18 protein-coding genes are annotated in these 19,307 nt (G+C 71.9%); 9 read left to right on the top strand and 9 right to left on the bottom strand.

Annotation, left to right across the window (positions count from 1 at the left end; all coding sequences use genetic code 11):
- Positions 1-98 precede the first annotated feature (98 nt).
- From HZS56_RS22180 to HZS56_RS22170, 3 genes are all read left to right on the top strand, one after another.
- The gene (locus HZS56_RS22180; protein WP_216722518.1) at positions 99-1,367 is read left to right on the top strand and encodes a beta-ketoacyl-[acyl-carrier-protein] synthase family protein; all 1,269 of its coding nucleotides are present in this window, start codon (positions 99-101) and stop codon (positions 1,365-1,367) included.
- Positions 1,364-2,599, top strand: coding sequence for a ketosynthase chain-length factor (locus HZS56_RS22175; RefSeq protein ID WP_216722517.1), 1,236 nt, complete (start codon positions 1,364-1,366; stop codon positions 2,597-2,599). Before HZS56_RS22180 ends, HZS56_RS22175 begins: the two co-directional genes overlap by 4 nt.
- Before the next feature lie 181 nt (positions 2,600-2,780).
- Positions 2,781-3,056, top strand: a complete 276-nt coding sequence (locus HZS56_RS22170) for an acyl carrier protein (protein WP_216722516.1) — start codon at positions 2,781-2,783, stop codon at positions 3,054-3,056.
- Between the two features lie 78 nt (positions 3,057-3,134).
- Here HZS56_RS22170 and HZS56_RS22165 read toward each other — a convergent pair whose 3' ends face one another.
- The gene (locus HZS56_RS22165; protein WP_216722515.1) at positions 3,135-4,238 is read right to left on the bottom strand and encodes a phosphotransferase family protein; all 1,104 of its coding nucleotides are present in this window, start codon (positions 4,236-4,238) and stop codon (positions 3,135-3,137) included.
- Between the two features lie 240 nt (positions 4,239-4,478).
- Here HZS56_RS22165 and HZS56_RS22160 point away from each other — a divergent pair, with 240 nt between their 5' ends.
- Together HZS56_RS22160 and HZS56_RS22155 are read left to right on the top strand one after the other, a co-directional pair.
- The gene (locus tag HZS56_RS22160) at positions 4,479-5,216 is read left to right on the top strand and encodes an SDR family NAD(P)-dependent oxidoreductase (RefSeq protein ID WP_216722514.1); all 738 of its coding nucleotides are present in this window, start codon (positions 4,479-4,481) and stop codon (positions 5,214-5,216) included.
- 94 nt (positions 5,217-5,310) lie between these two features.
- On the top strand, positions 5,311-6,237 hold the full coding sequence (locus HZS56_RS22155) for a zinc-binding dehydrogenase (protein WP_308408127.1): 927 nt from the start codon (positions 5,311-5,313) through the stop codon (positions 6,235-6,237).
- A 233-nt stretch (positions 6,238-6,470) separates the two neighbouring features.
- Here the strand turns inward: HZS56_RS22155 and HZS56_RS22150 are convergent, their stop codons facing one another.
- Both HZS56_RS22150 and HZS56_RS22145 read right to left on the bottom strand, forming a co-directional pair.
- Entirely contained in the window at positions 6,471-7,121 is a 651-nt protein-coding gene (locus HZS56_RS22150) for a hemerythrin domain-containing protein (protein ID WP_216722513.1), read from the bottom strand.
- A gap of 67 nt (positions 7,122-7,188) precedes the next feature.
- Positions 7,189-8,760 (bottom strand): DHA2 family efflux MFS transporter permease subunit, encoded by a 1,572-nt coding sequence (locus tag HZS56_RS22145; protein ID WP_216722512.1) that lies wholly within the window; start codon positions 8,758-8,760, stop codon positions 7,189-7,191.
- A gap of 272 nt (positions 8,761-9,032) precedes the next feature.
- Between HZS56_RS22145 and HZS56_RS22140 the strand changes: the two genes are divergently transcribed.
- Positions 9,033-9,983, top strand: coding sequence for an MBL fold metallo-hydrolase (locus tag HZS56_RS22140; protein WP_216722511.1), 951 nt, complete (start codon positions 9,033-9,035; stop codon positions 9,981-9,983).
- Positions 9,984-10,211: 228 nt separating this feature from the next.
- On the opposite strand, the gene HZS56_RS22135 is transcribed toward HZS56_RS22140, so the two are convergent.
- Positions 10,212-11,153, bottom strand: coding sequence for an aromatase/cyclase (locus HZS56_RS22135; RefSeq protein WP_216722510.1), 942 nt, complete (start codon positions 11,151-11,153; stop codon positions 10,212-10,214).
- A gap of 77 nt (positions 11,154-11,230) precedes the next feature.
- Positions 11,231-12,028: an SDR family NAD(P)-dependent oxidoreductase gene (locus tag HZS56_RS22130; protein WP_216722509.1), complete on the bottom strand. Its 798-nt coding sequence runs from the start codon at positions 12,026-12,028 to the stop codon at positions 11,231-11,233.
- 207 nt (positions 12,029-12,235) lie between these two features.
- Between HZS56_RS22130 and HZS56_RS22125 the strand changes: the two genes are divergently transcribed.
- On the top strand, positions 12,236-12,757 hold the full coding sequence (locus HZS56_RS22125; RefSeq protein ID WP_216722508.1) for a flavin reductase family protein: 522 nt from the start codon (positions 12,236-12,238) through the stop codon (positions 12,755-12,757).
- Between the two features lie 275 nt (positions 12,758-13,032).
- Here HZS56_RS22125 and HZS56_RS22120 read toward each other — a convergent pair whose 3' ends face one another.
- On the bottom strand, positions 13,033-14,727 hold the full coding sequence (locus HZS56_RS22120) for an MFS transporter (RefSeq protein ID WP_216722507.1): 1,695 nt from the start codon (positions 14,725-14,727) through the stop codon (positions 13,033-13,035).
- A gap of 124 nt (positions 14,728-14,851) precedes the next feature.
- On the opposite strand from HZS56_RS22120, the gene HZS56_RS22115 reads away from it, so the two are divergent.
- Positions 14,852-15,466: a TetR/AcrR family transcriptional regulator gene (locus HZS56_RS22115; RefSeq protein WP_216722506.1), complete on the top strand. Its 615-nt coding sequence runs from the start codon at positions 14,852-14,854 to the stop codon at positions 15,464-15,466.
- 569 nt (positions 15,467-16,035) lie between these two features.
- On the opposite strand, the gene HZS56_RS22110 is transcribed toward HZS56_RS22115, so the two are convergent.
- On the bottom strand, positions 16,036-16,233 hold the full coding sequence (locus tag HZS56_RS22110) for a hypothetical protein (RefSeq protein ID WP_216722505.1): 198 nt from the start codon (positions 16,231-16,233) through the stop codon (positions 16,036-16,038).
- Positions 16,234-16,387: 154 nt separating this feature from the next.
- Here HZS56_RS22110 and HZS56_RS22105 point away from each other — a divergent pair, with 154 nt between their 5' ends.
- A complete protein-coding gene (locus HZS56_RS22105; RefSeq protein WP_216722504.1) occupies positions 16,388-17,089 on the top strand; it encodes a TetR/AcrR family transcriptional regulator in 702 nt (233 codons plus the stop codon).
- 47 nt (positions 17,090-17,136) lie between these two features.
- Here the strand turns inward: HZS56_RS22105 and HZS56_RS22100 are convergent, their stop codons facing one another.
- Both HZS56_RS22100 and HZS56_RS38770 read right to left on the bottom strand, forming a co-directional pair.
- Positions 17,137-17,883: a thioesterase II family protein gene (locus HZS56_RS22100; RefSeq protein WP_216722503.1), complete on the bottom strand. Its 747-nt coding sequence runs from the start codon at positions 17,881-17,883 to the stop codon at positions 17,137-17,139.
- Positions 17,884-18,017: 134 nt separating this feature from the next.
- On the bottom strand, positions 18,018-19,307 hold a 1,290-nt coding region (locus HZS56_RS38770; RefSeq protein ID WP_216722502.1), incomplete at its 5' end, for a type I polyketide synthase.

Here is a 19,307-nt window from a genome sequence, read left to right as displayed (position 1 = left end):
ACGCAACCAGAGGTCCACCATCCCGCCACCAGGCAGGGCTGCGAGCGTGACAGGCCGGGGCCGGTCACCGGACCCCGCCGACTGTGAGTGAGGATGTCATGGAGCGTCGCATCGTCATTACGGGGATCGGTGCAGTGGCCCCCGGCAAGCCGGGCGCCAAGGAGTACTGGGAGCTGATCTCGAACGGCCGCACGGCCACGCGTACGATCTCTTCCTTCGATCCCGCGCCCTACCGGTCCCGGGTCGCCGCCGAATGCGACTTCGACCCCTTGGCCGCCGGCCTCGGCCGGCAGGAGGTCCGGCGCATGGACCGGGCCACCCAGTTCGCCGTCGCCGCCGCCCGCGAGGCCGTCGCCGACAGCGGGCTGGACCTGCCCGCGGACGACCCCGCCGCCGTCGGGGTGTCCCTCGGCAACGCCGTGGGCTGCACGACGAGCATGGAGGAGGAGTACACGGTCCTCAGCAACGAGGGATCCGACTGGCTGGTCGACCACCGCTACGCCGTGCCGCACCTCTACGACCACTTCGTACCGAGTTCCATCGCGGTGGAACTGGCGCGGCTGGTGGGGGCGCAGGGCCCCGTGGCGCTCGTCTCGGACGGCTGCACCTCGGGCCTCGACGCGATCGGCCACGCCACGGACCTGATCCGCGAGGGCAGTGCCGACGTCGTGATCAGCGGCGGCACCGACGCTCCGATCTCGCCGATCACCCTGGCCTGTTTCGACGCCATCAAGGCGACCACTCCCCGCAACGACGACCCGGAGCACGCCTCGCGCCCGTTCGACGCGACGCGCAACGGGCTCGTCCTGGGCGAAGGGGCCGCGGTGCTGGTGCTGGAGGAGCTGGAGCACGCCAGGCGGCGCGGGGCCCGGATCTACGCCGAGGTCGCGGGGGTCGGCACGCGCTGCAACGCCTACCACATGACCGGACTGCGGTCCGACGGGGCGGAGATGGCCGACGCCATCACGCACGCCCTCGCCGAGGCCCGCCTGGCGCCCGAGTCGATCGACTACGTCAACGCGCACGGGTCGAGCACCAAGCAGAACGACCGGCACGAGACCGCCGCCTTCAAGACCGCACTGGGGCGGCACGCCTACGACGTCCCGGTCAGCTCGGTGAAGTCGATGATCGGGCACTCGCTGGGCGCGATCGGCGCGCTGGAGCTGGTCGCCTGCGTGCTCGCCATGCGCGACGGGCTGGTCCCGCCGACGGCCAATCTCCACGAGCCCGACCCGGTCTGCGACCTGGACTACGTGCCGCTGCGGGCCAGGGAGGCAGAGGTCGACAACGTGCTGAGCGTCGGCAGCGGCTTCGGCGGCTTCCAGACGGCCATCGTCCTGGCCCGTCCCGAGCGGGCGGCGGCATGAGCGCCGGCGGCACGGTACAGGCGGTGGTCACCGGCGTCGGCGTGGCCGCGCCCAACGGGATGGGCACCGAGGCGTACTGGGCGGCGACGCTGGCCGGACGCAGCGGCATCGCCCCGACGACCCGCTACGACGCGAGCGGGTATCCGCTGCGGCTGGCCGGGGAGGTGCGGGACTTCGACCCCGGGGAGCACATCCCGAGCCGGCTCCTCCCGCAGACCGACCACGGCACCCGGCTCTCCCTGTACGCGGCCGACGAGGCGCTGCGCGACAGCGCGCTCGACCCCGGCCGGCTCGACCCGTACGGCATGGGGGTGGCCACGGCGTCGTCGATGGGCGGGTTCGAGTTCGGGCAGCGGGAGCTGCAGAACCTGTGGAGCAAGGGCGGGCGGTTCGTCAGCGCGTACCAGTCCTTCGCCTGGTTCTACGCCGTGAACACCGGCCAGGTCTCCATCCGGCACGGCCTGCGGGGCTCCAGCAGCACCGTGGTGACCGACGCGGCCGGCGGCCTCGACGCACTGGGCAACGCCCGGCGGCAGATCCGCAAGGGGACCACCGCGATGCTCGCCGGGAGCGTCGACGGTGCCCTGTGTCCGCTCGGCCTCGCCGGACAGCTCAGCTCCGGCGCCATGAGCACCGGCAGCCGTGCCGACCGCGCGTTCCTGCCCTTCGCCGACGGCGCCGGTGGCCAGGTGCCGGGCGAGGGAGGCGCGTTCCTGGTCCTGGAGGACGCGGTGAGCGCACGGCGGCGCGGCGCCCGCAGCTACGGCGAACTCGCGGGCTACGCGGCGACGTTCGACCCCGCCCCCGTCCCGTCGGACCAGGCCGGCGAGGGGCTGGTGCGGGCGATCCGGCGGGCTTTGCGGGACGCCGGTACGGCCCCCGAGGACGTGGACGTCGTGTTCGCGGACGCCGCCGGTGTGCCCGAGCTCGACCGGGCGGAGTCCCGTGCGCTCGGCGAGGTGTTCGGGCCGGGCGGTGTCCCGGTGACGGCGCCCAAGAGCATGACGGGCCGTCTCTTCGCGGGCGGGGCGTCACTGGACCTGGCGACCGCGCTGCTCGCCCTGCGGGACGGAGCGATTCCGCACACCGCGAACGTCTCGCGCCCCGGCCCCGGGCATCCGATCGACCTCGTCACCGGGGAGCCGCGCGAGGCGGACCTGCGCCGCGCACTGGTCGTGGCGCGCGGACGCGGCGGATTCAACGCCGCGGCCGTCGTCCGACGCGACACGTGAGGAAGGGCGGACCCTGCGGTCTCGCCCTTCCGCGGACACTTTCCCCTTTCCCTTTCCCTCCGTCCCCTTTCCCTCCGTCCCCTTTCCCTCCTTCCCCTTCCGCTTTCACTTCCGCTTCCGCTTCCGCTTCCGCTTCCGCTTCCGCTTCCACCAAGCCCACCTCACTCCGAAAGGACAACTCATGAGTGACGCCAACACGGCCGTGACCGAACTGAGCGTGGAGGACCTCACCAGCATCATGCGGTCGTCCGCGGGCGAGGACGAGTCGGTCGACCTCGACGGAGACATCCTCGACTCCGCCTTCACCGATCTCGGCTACGACTCCCTCGCACTGCTGGAGACCGTCGCCCGTATATCCCGGGACCACGGGGTCGAGCTGGGCGACGACGTCCTCGACGACGTCGAGACTCCGCGGGACCTCCTGGCGGTCGTCAACCGGGCCATCGCCGCGGCGTAGTTCCCGCGGCCCGGCACACGGCACACGACACCCCGCATCCGGCACCCGGCAGTCGCGGAGACTGCCGGGTGCTTCTCGTCAGCGGCCTGCGGCGGCCGTGCCGCCCTGCAGGGCGCCCGTCTCCTCCAGGACCCGCGCCAGCAGCCGCGTGGCGTTGCGGTGCAGCGGGAAGTCCGTGCCGGGCGGCATGATGCCGCTCTCCTCCAGCAGCCGGGTCACCCGCGCGGTGAGCAGGCAGAACCGGAACGCGGCGAAGACCTCGTAGTACTCCAGGTCCCGCACGGTGTGTCCGGTGAGCCGCTCGTAGTGGCGCACCGTCTCGGCGCGGTCGGGCAGCCCGGCGAGCCGGGCGGCGCCGATGCCCTCGCTCAGGTGCCGGTCCAGGTGCAGGAACCAGGCCAGGTCCGACTCGGGCCGTCCCAGTCCGGCCATCTCCCAGTCCAGTACGGCGGCCGGTGTCACCCCGTCGTAGACGATGTTGCCGAGCCGGGCGTCGCCCCACAGCAGGCGGGGCCGGCCGGATTCCGCGGGCCGGTGCGCGTGCAGCCAGGCCAGGGCCGCCGTGGCGGCCTCGTTGCCGTCGGCGCCGTAGAACGGCAGGAGTTCGGTGTACTCCGCGAGTTGCTGCGTGAGGTGACCGGTGCCGTACTGGGGCCGGTCGAGGAAGCCGAGGCCGAGCGCCACCGGGTCGAGCCGGTGGACCGCGGCCAGCATCTCCACGCCGCCGAGCCAGACGGCGCGACGGTCGTGCGGCGGCAGTTCGGCCAGCCAGCCCTCCCGGTGGTACGAGGGAAGGTCGGCGGGCACCTGTCCCTCGACCCGGCGCATCACCAGGAACGGCGCCCCGAGCACGGATGCTCCCGGCTCGTGCCCCAGCAGGGGGGCCACGGGGACGTCGGTGCCGTCGAGCGCCTCCAGCAGTCTCACCTGCTCTGTCCAGCGGTCGTCGGGGAGGACGCGGTGCCCGGTGGGGGCCACCCGCACCGCCAGGGGTTCCCGGCGGGTCGCCCCGTCCTCGGTCCACTCGGCGTCGCACAGCAGGATCTCTCCGGAGAATCCCGCGGCATCGGGCACCCCGACCGGACCGATCCTCACCTCGCCGGCCCCGGGCGTGCGGGCCTTGAACCACCCGGCCAACGCCAGGCGGGTCTCTTCGGAATCGCGCTGCACGGGTACGGGCACGGGCTTCCTCCTTCGCTACGGCAGGCTCCGCCCGGACCGCGGTGTCCGGCCGGTCCGGGCGGAGCCCGAGTCTCGCCGGAGCCCCTGGCCCCCGGGTCCAGGGCCGCTGGAGGCGTGCCCGGCAAGTCCCGCGGGCCGCGCGTCTCCAGCCGGGCTCCCTCGCCCCGCCATCTCGTCGAAGCAGCATCGAGTTCCCGGATTCCGCGGGCTCTTCTCGCCGACCGGAACACAGGAGGAACAATGCAGTTGCAGGGCAGGACCGCCGTGGTCACCGGCGGTACACGCGGCCTGGGCAGGGCCGTCGCGCAGGCGCTGGCCGACGCGGGTGCGGTCGTGGTCGCCGCGGCCAGGGACGTGCAGGACGCGCAGCCGGACCCGGTGGCCGGGGGCGGCCGGATCGTCCAGGTGAAGGCCGACGTCACGGTTCCCCAGTCGGTGGAGGACCTGATGCGTACGGCCCACGAGCGGTACGGCGGTCCGCACATCGTAGTCGCCAACGCCGGGGTGAGCAGGCCCGGTCCGGTGTCGGTGCTGTCCGGCGAGGACTGGGACACCGTGATCGGCACCAATCTGACGGGCGTCTTCCACACGGTCAGGGCGGCGGTGCCGTTCCTCCAGGAGGCCGGGCCGGGGCGGGTCATCACCGTGTCCTCGCTGCTCGGGCGGCGCGCCATGCCGGGCGCCGCCGCGTACTGCGCCTCCAAGGCGGCCGTCGAGCGGTTCACGGAGGTCTGTGCGCTGGAGCTGGCGCCCAAGGACATCACGGTGAACTGCCTGTCCCCCGGTTTCATCGAGGAGGGGCAGGGACGCGCGCTGATGGCCAACGAGGTCCTCTGGCCGCGGCTGCGCGACACACTGGCCGCGGGGCGGCCGGGGACGGGAGCCGAGGTGGCCCGGGCCGCAGTCTTCCTGGCCTCCGCGGAGAGCAGCTACGTCAACGGGGCGGTGCTGCCGGTCGACGGCGGCGTGCGCTGGTGAACGGCGCCTCGGGTTCCCGGTGTTCCCGTCTTCCCCGGCACCCCCTCTTCCCCCGGAATCCCATCGCGACGACAGCCACGGAGGCGACGACCAGGTGCGAGCACTCACCACTCCCGCGGACGGCGGCACCCGAGTACGGCCGGTAACGGTGCCCGAGCCCGAACCCCGGCCCGACCAGGCCGTGGTGGAGGTCAGGGCGGTCTCCGTGAACCGCGGCGACCTCTCCCTGCTCGGCATGCTGCCGCCGGGTTCACGGCTCGGTTTCGACGTGGCCGGCACGGTGGTCCGCGCGGCGGCCGACGGCAGCGGGCCGCCGTCCGGCACCCGGGTGGCCGGCGTCGCCGAACGGGACGGCTGGGGCGAGCGGGTCGCCCTGTCGGCCGCCCGGCTGGCCCCGCTTCCGGACGGCGTCGAGTGGACCGACGCCGCGGCCGTCCCCGTGGCCGGCCTCACCGCGCTGTACGCCCTGCGCAACGCCGGGTCGCTCCTGGGCCGCCGGGTTCTGGTCACGGGCGCCAGTGGCGGGGTCGGCCGGATCGCCGTCCAGCTCGCCCGGGCGTCCGGAGCGGAGGTGTCCGCCTGGGCCGGTTCGGCCGAGCGGCTGAAGGGCCTGGCGGAGCTGGGTGCCGCCGAGGCCGCCACCTATGAGGCGGGGCCCGGGGTGACGCAGCCGGTGCACGTCCTGGTGGACAGCGTCGGCGGCGAGGTGTTCCGCAGCGCGTACCAACTGGTCGGGCAGCGCGGCGTCGTGGTCTGCTACGGCAACACCACGCGCTCGGACCTCTCCCTGCCCTTCGACTGGGGCCATGCCCGCCCCGGTGTCCGGATCCGGTATCTCCACCTGTTCGACGAGATGCCGCGCAGGCCCGTCGGGGAGGATCTCGGGGTGCTGCTGCGGCTCGTCGCCGAGGGCGCCCTGGACCCGCAGGTCACGCTCGTCGGCGACTGGTCGGACCCGGATCCCGTGCTGCGCGGCGTCGGTGACCGACAGGTCAACGGCAAGGCTGTGCTGGTGTTCTGACGTCCTGATCGGTTTTGATGTTCTGAGCCGTCCCGGTGCCCCGGGCAGTTCCGATGTTCCGGGCGGTTCGGAGCCGTCGCGGTGTCCCGGGCGGTTCCGGTGATCCGGGAGTTCCCATGTTGCGGGCGGTCCGGAACAGGGGCCCCGCCGGGGCGGGGCGAGAAGGCGGACCGGTGCCGGACGCGGCGGGGGATGTCCACGTCCGGCACCGGAGTCTTACCGGGGTCCCGCCCTCAGGAGGCGGCGGCCCCGCCCTTCCAGGGCGAGTTGCGCTCGTACCTGGGCCGCCACACTCCCCGGTACACCAGGCGCAGCGGGGCCGGGACCCGGTCGAGCACGTTGCGTCGTTCGTCCTCCGGCACCCCGTCGAGCAGCCAGGGGAAGAACGTCGCCGCGCCCTTGATGCCGACCTGGGTGCGCTGCTCCGTCACGAAGGCGTCCCACTCGGCCGCCGACAGCTCGCTCTCCACCAGGGGCAGGGCCTGGGCCTCCTCGTGGTCGAGGTGGTCGAGCAGACAGGCGGCGACGTCCTCCATGAGGTCCGGAAGCGCCCGTTCACCGCCCTGCCGGCCGAGCGCCGCGTCGATCTTCTCCACGGCCGTGTCGAGCTGTGCGTGCTCGACCTCCATGGCCCGGAGCATCTCCAACGCCTCCTTCTGCCCGGCCAGTTTGGTGCGCAGCACGGGCCACAGGGAGTGGTCCTCGGCGAGGTGGTGGATCGTCAGGTAGGTCTTGAAACGCTGCCATCCCTGCCGGAAGGCCGCGAGGTCGTCGTGCTGCGCCTCCTCCAGCAGCCGCAGATCCCGCCGGAAGGCGTGGTGGATCGCGTACATCATCGTCAGGTCGACGGCTGGTGCGCTGCCGGTCTGCGCTCGGGCGTTCACTGCGGCCTCCTGCGGGTCGAGTGTCGGTACGGGGGTTCGGGCGAGGGCCGGACGAGGGTCCGGCGGGTCAGATCACGACCCCCATCTCGGCGTCCTCCGCGTCCTTGGAGGAGACCCGGAGCACCAGGACGGCGAGGACGAACGCGCCGAGCAGGACGAAGCCGGCCACCATGAACGCCGTGCCGTAGCCCTGCGCGAGCGAGTCGAACACCGCCTTGCGGACCTCCGGCGGCATGTTCGCCGCGTCGGCGGGTCCGTAGCCCTCGGCCGATTCGGCGGCGGCCGCTCCCATCAGCTCGGTGAGCCGGTCCTTGGTGGCGCTGATCGCGACCGTCCCGAGGGCCGCGAGGCCCAGTGCGGCACCGACCTGCTGACCGGCGTTGAGGAGGGCGGAGGAGACACCCGCCTGGGCCTTGCGCACCCCTGCCACCGCCGCGAGGGTGAGCGGCACGAAGCACAGGCCCACGCTGCATCCGGCGAGGCTCAGCGGGCCGAGCAGATCGCCGCTGTAGCTGCCGTTCTCGCTGAGCTGCGAGAACCAGAAGAAGGCGACGGCCGCCAGGAGGGTGCCGGCGCCGAGCAGGATCCGCGGGCCGACACGCCCGACCACCTGGCTGCTGATCGTCGCGAAGACCGCCGCTCCCACGGCGAACGGCAGGAAGGCGAAGCCGGTCTTGAGCGGGCTGAAGCCGAGCACGATCTGCATGAACAGGGTGAGGAAGTAGAAGAGGGCGATCATGCCGGCACCGAGCGCCAGCATGATCGCGTACGCACCGGACCGGTTGCGGTTGCGGAAGATGCTCGGCGGCATGAGCGGGGAGTCCGTGCGGAACTCGATGAAGAGGAAGACGGCGAGCAGCGCGGCGCCGACGGCGAGCGGCAGGACCGTGCCCGCACTGCCCCAGTCGTCGGTGGCCGCGTGGATCAGCCCGTACACCACGAGCGACATGCCGACGGTGGAGGTGACGGCGCCCGGCAGGTCGAGGCGCCGCCCCCCGGTGGTGACGCGCTCGGCGGGGAACGCCTTGACCGCGGCCAGCAGCAGCAGAACACCGATGGGAACGTTGACGAACAGCACCCAGCGCCAGCTCAGCGCGTCGGTGAAGACGCCGCCCAGCACGTTGCCGAGCGCGCCGCCCGCGCCGCCCATGGCCGCGTAGATGCCCATGGCCTTGTTGCGTTCGGCGCCCTCGGAGAACGTGCTGGCGATCAGCGCCAGAGCGGCGGGTGCGATCAGCGCACCGGCGACGCCCTGCACGGCCCGGGCGCCGATCAGCCAGCCCTGGTTGGTCGCGAGGCCGCCGAGCAGCGACGACACCGTCAGCAGTCCGATGCCGAAGAGGAGCGTGCGGCGCTGACCGTACATGTCCGCGATCCGCCCGCCGAGCAGCAGCAGTCCGCCGAAGGCGAGCGCGTAGGCGTTGACCACCCACTCCAGGTTGGTCGCGGAGAAGTCGAGAGCCGACTGGATGGACGGCAGCGCCACGTTGACGATCGACACGTCGAGCACGACCATCAGCTGGGCGACCGCGATGGCGGTCAGCGCCAGACCCTTGCGGGAGGGTGAGCCGGTCGCGGCGCCGGCCGGTGGGGAAGCGGACGGGGATGCGTGAGCCTGCCCCAGGGACTGTTCGGACACCAGGAATCTCCTGCCGAGGTGCGGTGGGAATGGGGGGGTGTATGGACAGCGACAGCTCGTCCTCTGGAAACGGAACAACTCGCCCCACAACTACGGAACAGTATGTCCCGCACTTCTCTCCGGTGCAAGCTGTTCCACACGGCGGGGACGACCGCTCCTGCGGGCCTCCTGTCCGCGGCCATCCGCCCACCTCCGGCCCTCCAGCGGAACGGCAGATCGTGAGGGGGCGCTCGCGCAACCGGACCCCGCCCGCCCCGGGAAGGAACGCCCGAATGACCCAGCCGTCGGCCACGCCCCGCACCGGCACCCCGCCCGCGCAGGACCCTCCCCGTCTGGAAGAGCTCGCACCGGGCGTCCACGCCTACGTCCAGCCGGACGGGGGCTGGTGCCTGAACAACGCCGGGGTGCTGATCGGAGACGGCGCGGTGGCCGTGGTGGACACCGCCGCCACCGAACGGCGGGCCCGCGCCCTGCGCGCGGCCGTCGCCTCCCGTACGCCGCTGGAGGTGGGCACGATCGTCACCACCCACCATCACGGGGACCACCACTTCGGCAACTCGGTGGTCGCCCCGCACGCCACCGTGGTGTCGCACGAGGTGACCCGGAACGAAATGGCCCGCCGCGGCCTCGCGATGCGGGAGGTCTGGCCGGACACGGACTGGGGCGACCTCCGCCTCGCGCTGCCCACCCTGACGTTCCGGGACCGCGCCACACTCCATGTCGGGGGCCTGACCGCCGAGTTGATCCACGTGGGCCCCGCACACACCACCAGTGACATCGTGGTCTGGCTCCCCGAACAGCGCGTCCTGTTCGCGGGTGACGTCCTGCTGCCCGGCTGCACGCCCTTCGTCCTCATGGGCTCCCTGAGCGGCACCCTGGAGGCCATCACGAGGCTGCGCGCCCTGGACCCGGCCGTCGTCGTGGGCGGACACGGGCCGGTCGCCGGCCCCGAGGTGCTCGACGACACCCGCGACTACCTGCTGTGGGTGCGCGACACCGCCCGGGCGGGCCTGGCCGCCGGGGCCTCACCGCTGCAGGCCGCGCGCGACGCCGGCCTCGGCCCGTACGCCGGACTCCGTGACTCCGAGCGCCTGGTGGCCAATCTGCACCGCGCCTACGTCGAGGAGTCGTCGCGGCCCCGGGACACCGAGATCCGGTCGGCCCCGGTCTTCGCGGAGATGGCGGAGTTCAACGGGGGCCGCCCCGTCGCCTGTCACGCCTGACCGTCGCCGCTGCCCGTCACGCCTGACCCGTCGCGCCCGTCACGCACACGTGGGCCATGTCCAAGTGCGCGGGCGCACGGGCGCGGGCGACGGCCCACGACGCACTGCATCCGCACCGGCCGGGCCCTGGGTACGGGCCCGGCCGGTGCGGATGCAGTGGTGCACAGGTGCCGATGCGCGGGTGCCGGCCCCGGCCGGGCCACCGGCCGGGTGTGTCCGGCGCCGCGGTCAGCGGGCGGGGCTCGGTTCGGTGAACTCCTTGGCGTGCCGCAGCGTCGCCAGACTGTTGGCACCCAGCGTCTCCCGTATGAAGGTGCGCGCGCCGGCCACGGTGGTGTCCGGGCCGAGCAGGGTGACCGAGGACGGGTTGATCACGACGGTGTGGCGCGCCACGGCCGTCGTGCCCCCGTCCGCCTCCTCCAGCAGCCACTCGCCGACGTGCGCGGTGAGCAGCGGCGGCACCCGCAGCTGCTTGTAGACGATCCTCGAGGACCCGAGGCTCACCCGTACCGACTCGGTGGTGTGCCGGGAGCCGTCCTTGGCCAGGGTGTCCATCTCGAGGACCTGGATGTCGTCCTCCGGCTCCGACAGCTTCACCCGGGCCACGTGCGGCAGCCGGTCCTGCCACTGCTCGCCGCGCCACAGGAACGCGTGCACGTCCGCAATCGGCGCCTCGATGCGCACCCGGTCCTCGAAGGTGCACAGCAACTCGCCCAGTTCACCGGCGGATTCGGCGGTGGCCTTCATCCGGCTCAGCTCGGCCTCGCTGTTGCGGTCCAGCGCCCGGTTGATCCACTCGACGTTCCCGGGGTCGTCGTCCTGCGCGGTGAAGTCGTGGAGGAGGACGACCTCGCAGCGGCCGTCGGACAGCGCGCGTATCTGCCACCGGCCGCCCATCGACGTCGCCGGAGCCGTGGTCCGTTCCTGCCGGAAGGCGACCGTGAGCGCCTCCGGGTCGAGCCACCGCCTCGACTGCCAGTGCTTCACTTCGTCGTTGGCCGTGGCCCAGATGCGCAGGGCCTCCTCGCCGTCGCCGAGCGGCGTCCGCTCGACGTGGACCGACGGGGGGAAGACCCGCGGCCAGTCGGCGGCGTCCGCGACGATGTCGTACACCGTGCGCGCCGGAGCGTCGACGGTGATCGTGTGCCGAGCGTGATGCGTCACTGCCATGGTGGGTCCGGCTCTCCTTCGGTAGGGCTGGGCGGGGTTGCGGCCGCCCGTACGCGCACGGGTCGTCCGCGGGCGCGTCAGTAGTTGCCGAGGCCGCCGCAGACGTTGATGGCCTGGGCGGTGACGGGGGCGGCGGCGGGACCGGCCAGGTAGGCGACCAGGGCGGCGACTTCCCCGGGGGCGGTGTAGCGGCCCAGCGGGATCTTGGCCTCGAACCGTTTGAGCACCTCTTCCTCGGCGACCTCCCAGTGGCCCGCGTACCCTTCGCGCACCCTCTTGGCCATGGGAGTCTCCACGTAGCCGGGGCAGACGGCGTTGACGGTGATCCCGGTCTTGGCCAGCTCCAGTCCGAGCGACTTGGTGAAGCCGACAACCGCGTGCTTTGAGGCGCTGTACGGCGCTCCGAGCATCACGCCCTGCTTGCCGCCCGTCGAGGCGATGTTGATGATCCGCCCGACGGACTTGGCTGCCATGCCGCCCGCGTTGAGCACTTCGCGGGTGACGCGGAAGACGCTGGTCAGGTTGGTCTCGACGACGTCGTTCCAGAGTTCGTCGGTGATCTGGGCGGTCACTCCGCCGCCGCTGCGGCCCGCGTTGTTGACCAGGATGTCGATGGGGCCGAAACGCTCGACGGCCGTCGCGACCGACCGGGCGACGTCGTCGCCGGACCGTACGTCGGCGGCGGTGCCGTCGACCGTGATGCCTGCCTCGGTCAGCTCCTTCACCGTCGCCGTGACGTCCTCGGCGTTGCGTGCGGTGATGAAGACCTTGATGCCGGCCCCGCCCAGGGTCTCGGCCACCGCACGGCCGATGCCCCGCGTGGCACCCGTGACGAAAGCGACCCGGGACTCCCCGCTCTGCGGCTCCGTCGTCATGACGTTTTCCTCCTGACCTGCTGACACTGGCTCTACCCGGCCGAGCCTGGCGGTCGCGCCTGGAGGATGACTGAAGACCCGGGAGTGGGGACGGCTCGCGGCTCGTCCGCCGCCGTTGCGGATCTGCCGCGCACCATGTGGCGGTGACCGGCTCTCCAGGGCCGGGTGCCAGGGTCTGCCGGAGGACGACTCGACCGGGAGGACACCATGGGCACGACTTCGCCCGCCCGCGACCACACCGACGCAGCGGTGCCCGTCAGTTCGGGGACGCTCCGCGGTGTGCTGCGCGAGGTTCCGACAGCCGTCACCGTGGTCACGGCGACAACAGAGGGCGGGCCGGCCGGGCTGACCGTGGGGTCGTTCGTGTCGGTGTCGCTGGATCCGCCGCTGATCGGCATCTTCGTCGACGAGAAGTCGTCGAGCTGGCCCGAGATGAGGCGTTCGGCCACCTTCACCGTCAACGTCCTCTCGGGCGACCAGCAGGAGCTGTGCGCCCGGTTCGCGAGCAGCGGCGGCGACAAGTTCGCGGGGCTGACGCCGGCGACGTCTCCGCTGGGCAATCCCCTGCTCCCCGGCGTCGCCGCGTGGCTCGACTGCCGGGTCGAGGAGATACGAAAGCTCGGCGACCACCACTTCGCCCTGGCGCGCGTGGCCGGTCTGGGACGGCCGGCCACGGCGGGCTCCACATCGATCGTCTTCCACCGCGGCGCCCTGCACGCGGTCCCGTGAGCTGCGCAGCGGCGTGCCCGCGCCGGCCGTCCGCCGCTGCTGCCACTGCTGCCACTGCTGCCACTGCTGCCACTGCTGCCACTGCTGCCACTGCCAGGCGTCGTACCGCCGGCGTCACCGCTGCCGGCGTCACCACCGAAACGGCTGCCCGCGCCGGCGGACCGGAGCGGGATCGCGTCCGGTCCGCCGGCGCGGGCGGCTTTCACTCCTGCGCCGGGCGGCCTTCGTGGTGCCGTCGGCGCGGTCTCAGCACACGCTTCGGCCGGAGGGCCGCCTCACCGGCCCACCCTCGTGGGCACCGGAGTCTGCGGGGGCTCGGGCAGGGCTTCCGCCTCGACGGGGGGCTGCGGCTCGGCGGACTTGCGGGGCATCAGTACGGCGACGACCAGGGCGCCCGCACCGAGGACGACCGCGCCGACCAGGCTCGTGTGGGACACCGCGTCGGAGAAGGCGGACCCGACCGCGTCGGCCATCCGGGCCGAGCCCCGCGCCACTTCCGCCGCCTGCTCCTTGAGCGCGGCGGCGTCCGCGGGGGACGCTGCCTGCGCCGCCTGTTCCGTCAGCTGACGTGCCCGCTCGTCGAAGGACTGGGCCACGGCGTTGCCGGCGCCGACCGAGTCCTTCGCGGCCTCCAGCGCCTGAGGCGGGACCCCGCCGCCCTTGGTCGCGTCGGTGAGGTTCGCCGCGTACGACGAGGCGAGCACCGAGCCGAGGACCGCGATGCCGAGCGATCCGCCGAGTTCGAGCGAGGTGTCGTTCACGGCGCCGCCGACGCCGAGCTCCGACTCGGGGAAGGCACCCATGATGGTGTCCGTGCACGGGGAGACGGCGAGGCCGAGGGAGACGCCGAGCAGGGCGAGCGGGGCGACGAAGTCCCCGTACGTGGAGCCCGCGTCGACGCCGATGAGCAGGGCCAGGGCCGTCGTACCGCCCACCATGCCCAGCGTCACCATGACGCGCGCGCCGAGGCGCGGGGTCAGCATGCCGGTCAGCGCGGCGCCCAGGAACACCCCGAACGCCAGCGGCAGCATGCGGATGCCGGTTTCCAGCGGGTCGTAGTCCAGGACGAACTGGAAGTGCTGAGTGAGGTAGTAGAAGACGCCGAACACGGCGAGGAAGAAGGCGGCGATGCCGAGGTTCGCGCCGGCGAAGCCGCGCTGGGCGAACTTCCGCACGTCGAGGATCGGACGCGGGTGGCGCAACTCCCACCAGACGAACAGGAGCAGGCCGATCCCGGCGATCGCCGCGGCGGTGAACGCCGACCGGCCCCAGCCGAAGTGGGGGCCGTCAATGATCATGTAGATGAGGGCGCCGGACCAGACCACGGAGAGCACGCCGCCGCCGTAGTCGATCCGGCCGCGGTCGCCGGCCTTGGACGGCGGCACCAGGACGTACGCCGCCAGGATCGCGACGGCGCACACCGGCACGTTGATCAGGAACGTGGACTCCCAGCCGTTGTCCTTGAGCAGCACACCGGCGATCAGCGGCCCGGCGGCGATGGAGAGGCCCGAGGTCGCCGCCCAGATGGTGATCGCCTTGGCCCGTTCCCTGCGCGGGAACATCGCCGCGAGCAGCGACAGCGTCGCGGGCATGATCATGGCGGCACCGAACCCCATGGCCGCGCGGACGGCGATGACCTGGACGGAGGTGTCCGCGAAGGCGCCGGCCACGCCGCCCGCCCCCATGATGAGCAGGCCGAGCACCAACGAGCCCCGCCGGCCGTACTTGTCGCCGATCGCGCCGAGCAGCAGCATCAGCGCGGCGTACGGGACGGTGTACGCGTCGATGACCCACTGCAGGTCGGAGCTGGACAGATCGAGGTCGCGGGTCATGGCCGGCGCCGCGACCGTCAGGGCGGTGTTCGCCATGACCGAGATGATCAGGCTCAGGCAGAGCACCATCAGCGCCCACCAGCGGCGGGAGTACGGCCGGCTCAACCGCTCGACCGGCTCGTTGACGATTAGCGGCATGGGTCCCCCTCGGTTCTCGGTTCGGCTCTGCGACCGCATGCCGGCAGCGCAGGGCAGCGCGACTGCAAGTTGCGCACACCTGTGAATGTAGCCGTACTTGCACACATCTGTAAAACTAGGCGCCATGCATCCACACGCGTCGAGCCTCAGAGCCGAAGCCAACCGCCGACACATCCTCGACGTCGCCCTCGTCGAGCTGCTCCGCAGCCCGGACGCGTCCATGAACCAGATCGCCCTCGCGGCGGGCCTGTCGCGGCGCACGGTGTACGGCCACTTCACCAGCCGCGACGCACTGGTAGCCGCGATCATCGGCGAGGCCATCGAGGCGGTGGAGCAGGCGCACGCCGCCGGCCGGGAAGGCGTGGCGGATCCGGCGGAGGCACTCGCCCGCTCGCTCCTCGCGGTCTGGAAGGTCGTCGACCGGTACCGCCTGCTGCTCTCCCTCGCCCAGCAGAGCCTCACGATGGAGGGGATCCGGGACCGCCTCGGCGCCGTCCACGGGGCCGGCACGCAGCTGATCCAACGCGCCCTGGAGGAGGGGTCGTTCTCCTCACCACTGCCGCCGGAGGGGCTGCGGTACGTCCTGGAGGGCGTGCTGTTCTCGATGATGGAGGCCACCAACAACGGCCAGGTGCGCGCCGAGGAGGCCGGTTACGCCGTCACGGTCACCCTCCTGTGCGCGGCGGGCATGCCGCACCCGCGCGCCGCCGAACTGGTGGCCAGGATCCTGGACGAGTGAGACCCCGTGCCGCGGGGTGCCGCGCGAGCTCCGCGGCACCCGTCACGGAAACCCTTCGGGAACTGCCCCTCGTACCGCGAAGGGGCAGGCCGTGCAGCGCACATCACGCTTCCACTGCCCGCTCACCGCGCGGTCTGCGGACGCCCTTTGCGGGTCGGGGACACCCCTAGGCTTGTCTCAGCCGCTCACCCAGGTTGCTCTGCCGTGCGAGTCGTCCACGCCGCAACTGAATCCGTACCGATCTCAGGAAGCGGGGAACCTCATGTGGTTTTCGTGCGCTCGGCCTACTCCCGATGCCACCGGGGACGGGCGCTGGACGTCTCGGGGCACGCCGGACGAGGAGCGACTCCGGCCCGCCCGGCTCCCGACGAGCAGCGCGTGGCCCCGGCTCCGGCCCCAGAAGGCATTGTGGAGGGAAGGCGACGCCTCGGCAACCGTGCGTCAGATCCTGCGGCACGCGGTCCCGGCGCAACGGCCGGGCCGCCGGCGGACCGACACACAGAAGCGCGCCGCCGCCCGGGGGAGGAACGGCTGCGCGCCGGCTCTTTCGGGGCCGCGGCGGGTCCGGGTCAGCGCTGCCGCGCCTCCTTCAGGACCTCCTGGCCCACCGCCTCACCGCCCACCGCGCTCTCCAGGACATCGAGCAGCCGGGCGATCTGCGCGTCCCGCGCGGAAAGCGCACGGGAAACGCCCCAGACGCCCCCCGCGACGAGCACGAGAGCCGCCGCCACGAACCGCCAGTCCTCGGACCTCTTCAGCATCGTCATCCCGCGTCTCGACTATGGACAGCACAAGTTCTACTCAGTAATATTCTAACCACTGACTTAACTTACGCTCTATAACAAATCATAGGCCAACTATCATGTCAATGGCTACGACTGCGAGGACGAAGCGATGGGCCAGCAAACGTCAAGTTCCTGGGTGAAACGGCGCCGGCAGGCCACACTTCTTGAGATTCGTACGACAGCACGCGGGCTGCTGCGCAAGCACGGCCCGACCGGAGTGACGATCAACGCCGTGGCCCGGGAGATGGGCATGAGCGGCCCCGCCGTGTACCGCTATTACGCCAGTCATGACGCCCTGGTCGAAGCGATCATCACGGACTTCTACCAGGAGCTGACCGCGACGATGCTGGCGGCGCGGGACACCTGTCCGCCCGACCGTCCGGGCCGGAGGCTGCTGTTGACGTGCCGGGCGATGCGCGCCTGGGCGCTCGACCACCCCAGCGAGTTCAGCTGGATGTTCGCCAGCCCCGTGATGTCGGCGGCAAAGCCGGACGAGGAGTCGCCGCGGCAGCAGGCGGGACAGCAGTTCGAGAGCGTCTTCCTCGACCAGCTGGTGGAGGTGTGGAAGCAGGCCCCCTACCCGGTGACGGCCTTCACCGACCTGGCACCGTCCATCCAGCGGCAGATGTCCGACTACTCGGCCCGCACGAACAGCACCCTCCCGCCGGAGGCCCTCCACCTGTTCCTGTCGAGCTGGATCAAGCTGTACGGCCTGCTGTGCATGGAGATACTCCGCCAGCTCGACTTCGCCTACAGCGATCTCGAGCCGGTGTTCGAGGAGAACTTGTACGAGCTGTGCTCCATGCACAACCTGGCCTACGAGCCCCCTGCCGAGTGACCCCCGGCACCCGGGAGGCGGCCCGCACCCCCCGGGCCGGCGCCGGGTCAGCCGGGAAGCAGTGACTCGCGCACCACTGCGGCGACCTGCCGGACCTGGTCCTGTAGATAGAAGTGGCCCCCCGGGAAGACGTGCACCTGGGTGGGGGCCGAGGTGACCTCCTGCCACCGTGCCGCCTCCTGCGGCGAGACGACGGGGTCCGTCTCTCCCGTCAGCACCGTGACCGGGCAGTCCAGCGAGGCACCGGGAGCCATACGGTACGCCGCCAGCGCCTGGTAGTCGGCCTGCACCACCGGCATGATCATCGAGAGCATCTCGGGGTCGTTCAGCACGTCTTCGCCGATGCCCCCCATCCGGTGCAGCTCGGTCAGCAGCTCGTCCCCGGTCACCAGATCGCCGGGGAGCGGTCCCGCCGGCGGAGTGGCACGGCCGGAGGCGAACAGCCGGGTCAGACCCTTCGACGCCTGTCCCCCGCGCAGCAACAGGCCCGTTTCGAAAGCCACCAGTGCGCCCATGCTGTGGCCGAGGAACGCACACGGGCGCCCGTCCGAGAGGAGCGCCTCCAGTTCCTCGCCGACGGCTGCCGCCATCCGGGGGATCTCATCGACCGGCTGCTCCCGGTGGCGGTCCTGGCGGCCCGGGTACTGCACTCCCAGCACCTCGATGTCCGGCGCCAGCGCCCGCGCGAGCCCCGTGAAGAAGGTGACGGCGCCGCCCGCGTGCGGAAAGCACACCAGCCGGACGTTGCCCGAGCCCGGCACTCCCATCCGGCGTATCCATCGGTCAGTGCCCATCGTTCGGTGTCCTCTTCCTGTTGTGGTGTTCCGTTGGTGGCGTTGCGTCCGTCCGCGCGGAGACCGCACGCAGTGGATGTACGGGGTGGGCGGCCGGCCCGTCCGGGTCGGCCGCCCACCCCGCCGGCGAACGGCTACTCGGCTCCGTCGATCAGTGCGAAGAGCTCCTCGTCACTGGCGGAGTCGAGGTCGTCGTTGGCGTCATGGCCCTCGTTCGGGCCGGCACCCGCCAGCTCCAGCAGCCGCTGCAGCTGTTCGGTGATGCTTCGCCGCAGCGCGTCGTCTCCCCCGGCGCTCCGGATGTACTCCTCCAGCTCCCCCAGTGCGGTGGGGAGGGTGTTGTTGGTTGTGGGGGTGTCCTGGTCGGCGAGTTGCCTGTCGAGGAAACCGGCCAGCGCACTGACCGAGGGATAGTCGAAGACCACCGTGTTCGCCAGCCGCAGCCCGCCCAACGCGTTCAACCGGTTCCGCAACTCCACCGCGTTCAGCGAATCGAAACCCATCTCCTGGAACGCCCGATCGGCCTCGACCTCCCGCGGATCGTCATGACCCAGAATCCCGGCCACCACACCCCGCACCAGATCCACCAGAACCCGCCCACGCTCCTCCACCGACAGACCCGACAACCGCACACCCAACGACTGACCCCCACCACCATCCCCACCCGACACCACACCCCGACGCCGCGACCCACCAGGCACCAGCCCCCGCAACATCACCGGCACCTCATCACCCCGCGCCCGCAACGCACCCCCGTCCACACCCGTCAACGCCACCACCGGCTCCCGCACACCCAACGCCGCATCAAACAGCCTCAACCCCTCCGACGACGACAACGCCCGCAACCCCAACCGCCCCAACCGCCGCAGATCCACCTCACCCAAATCCCCACTGATCCCACTCGACTCCTCCCACAAACCCCACACCATCGACACCCCCACCAAACCCTCAGCCCGACGCAACGACGCCAGACCATCCAAAAACGCATTCCCCGCCGCATAATTCGCCTGACCCGCCGTCCCCAGCAGACCCGCCAACGACGAATACAACACAAACGCCTTCAACCCACACCCACGCGTCAACTCATGCAGATTCCACGCACCATCCACCTTCGGCCGCAGCACCCGCTCCAACCGCTCCCCGTCCAACTGCGACAACACACCATCCTCAGCCACACCCGCCGTATGCACCACACCCACCAACGGCGCCTCCACCGGCACCCCCGCCAACACACCCTCCAACGCCCCACGATCCGCCACATCACACGCCCCGAACACCACCCGCGCACCCAACCCCTCCAAATCAGCACGCAACCCGGCAGCCCCCGACGGCCCCACCGCCCCGCCCGGGCCGACGAGTCCGGCCCCGACGGGCCCTTCCCCACCGCCACGGACGAGCGCCCCGTGATCGCGTTCTTCGACGCC

The organism is Streptomyces mayonensis (assembly GCF_018982965.1).
Classification (GTDB): Bacteria; Actinomycetota; Actinomycetes; order Streptomycetales; family Streptomycetaceae; genus Streptomyces; species Streptomyces mayonensis.
Note: the sequence above shows the minus strand (reverse complement) of the source record. Positions and strands in the feature narration are given on the sequence as shown.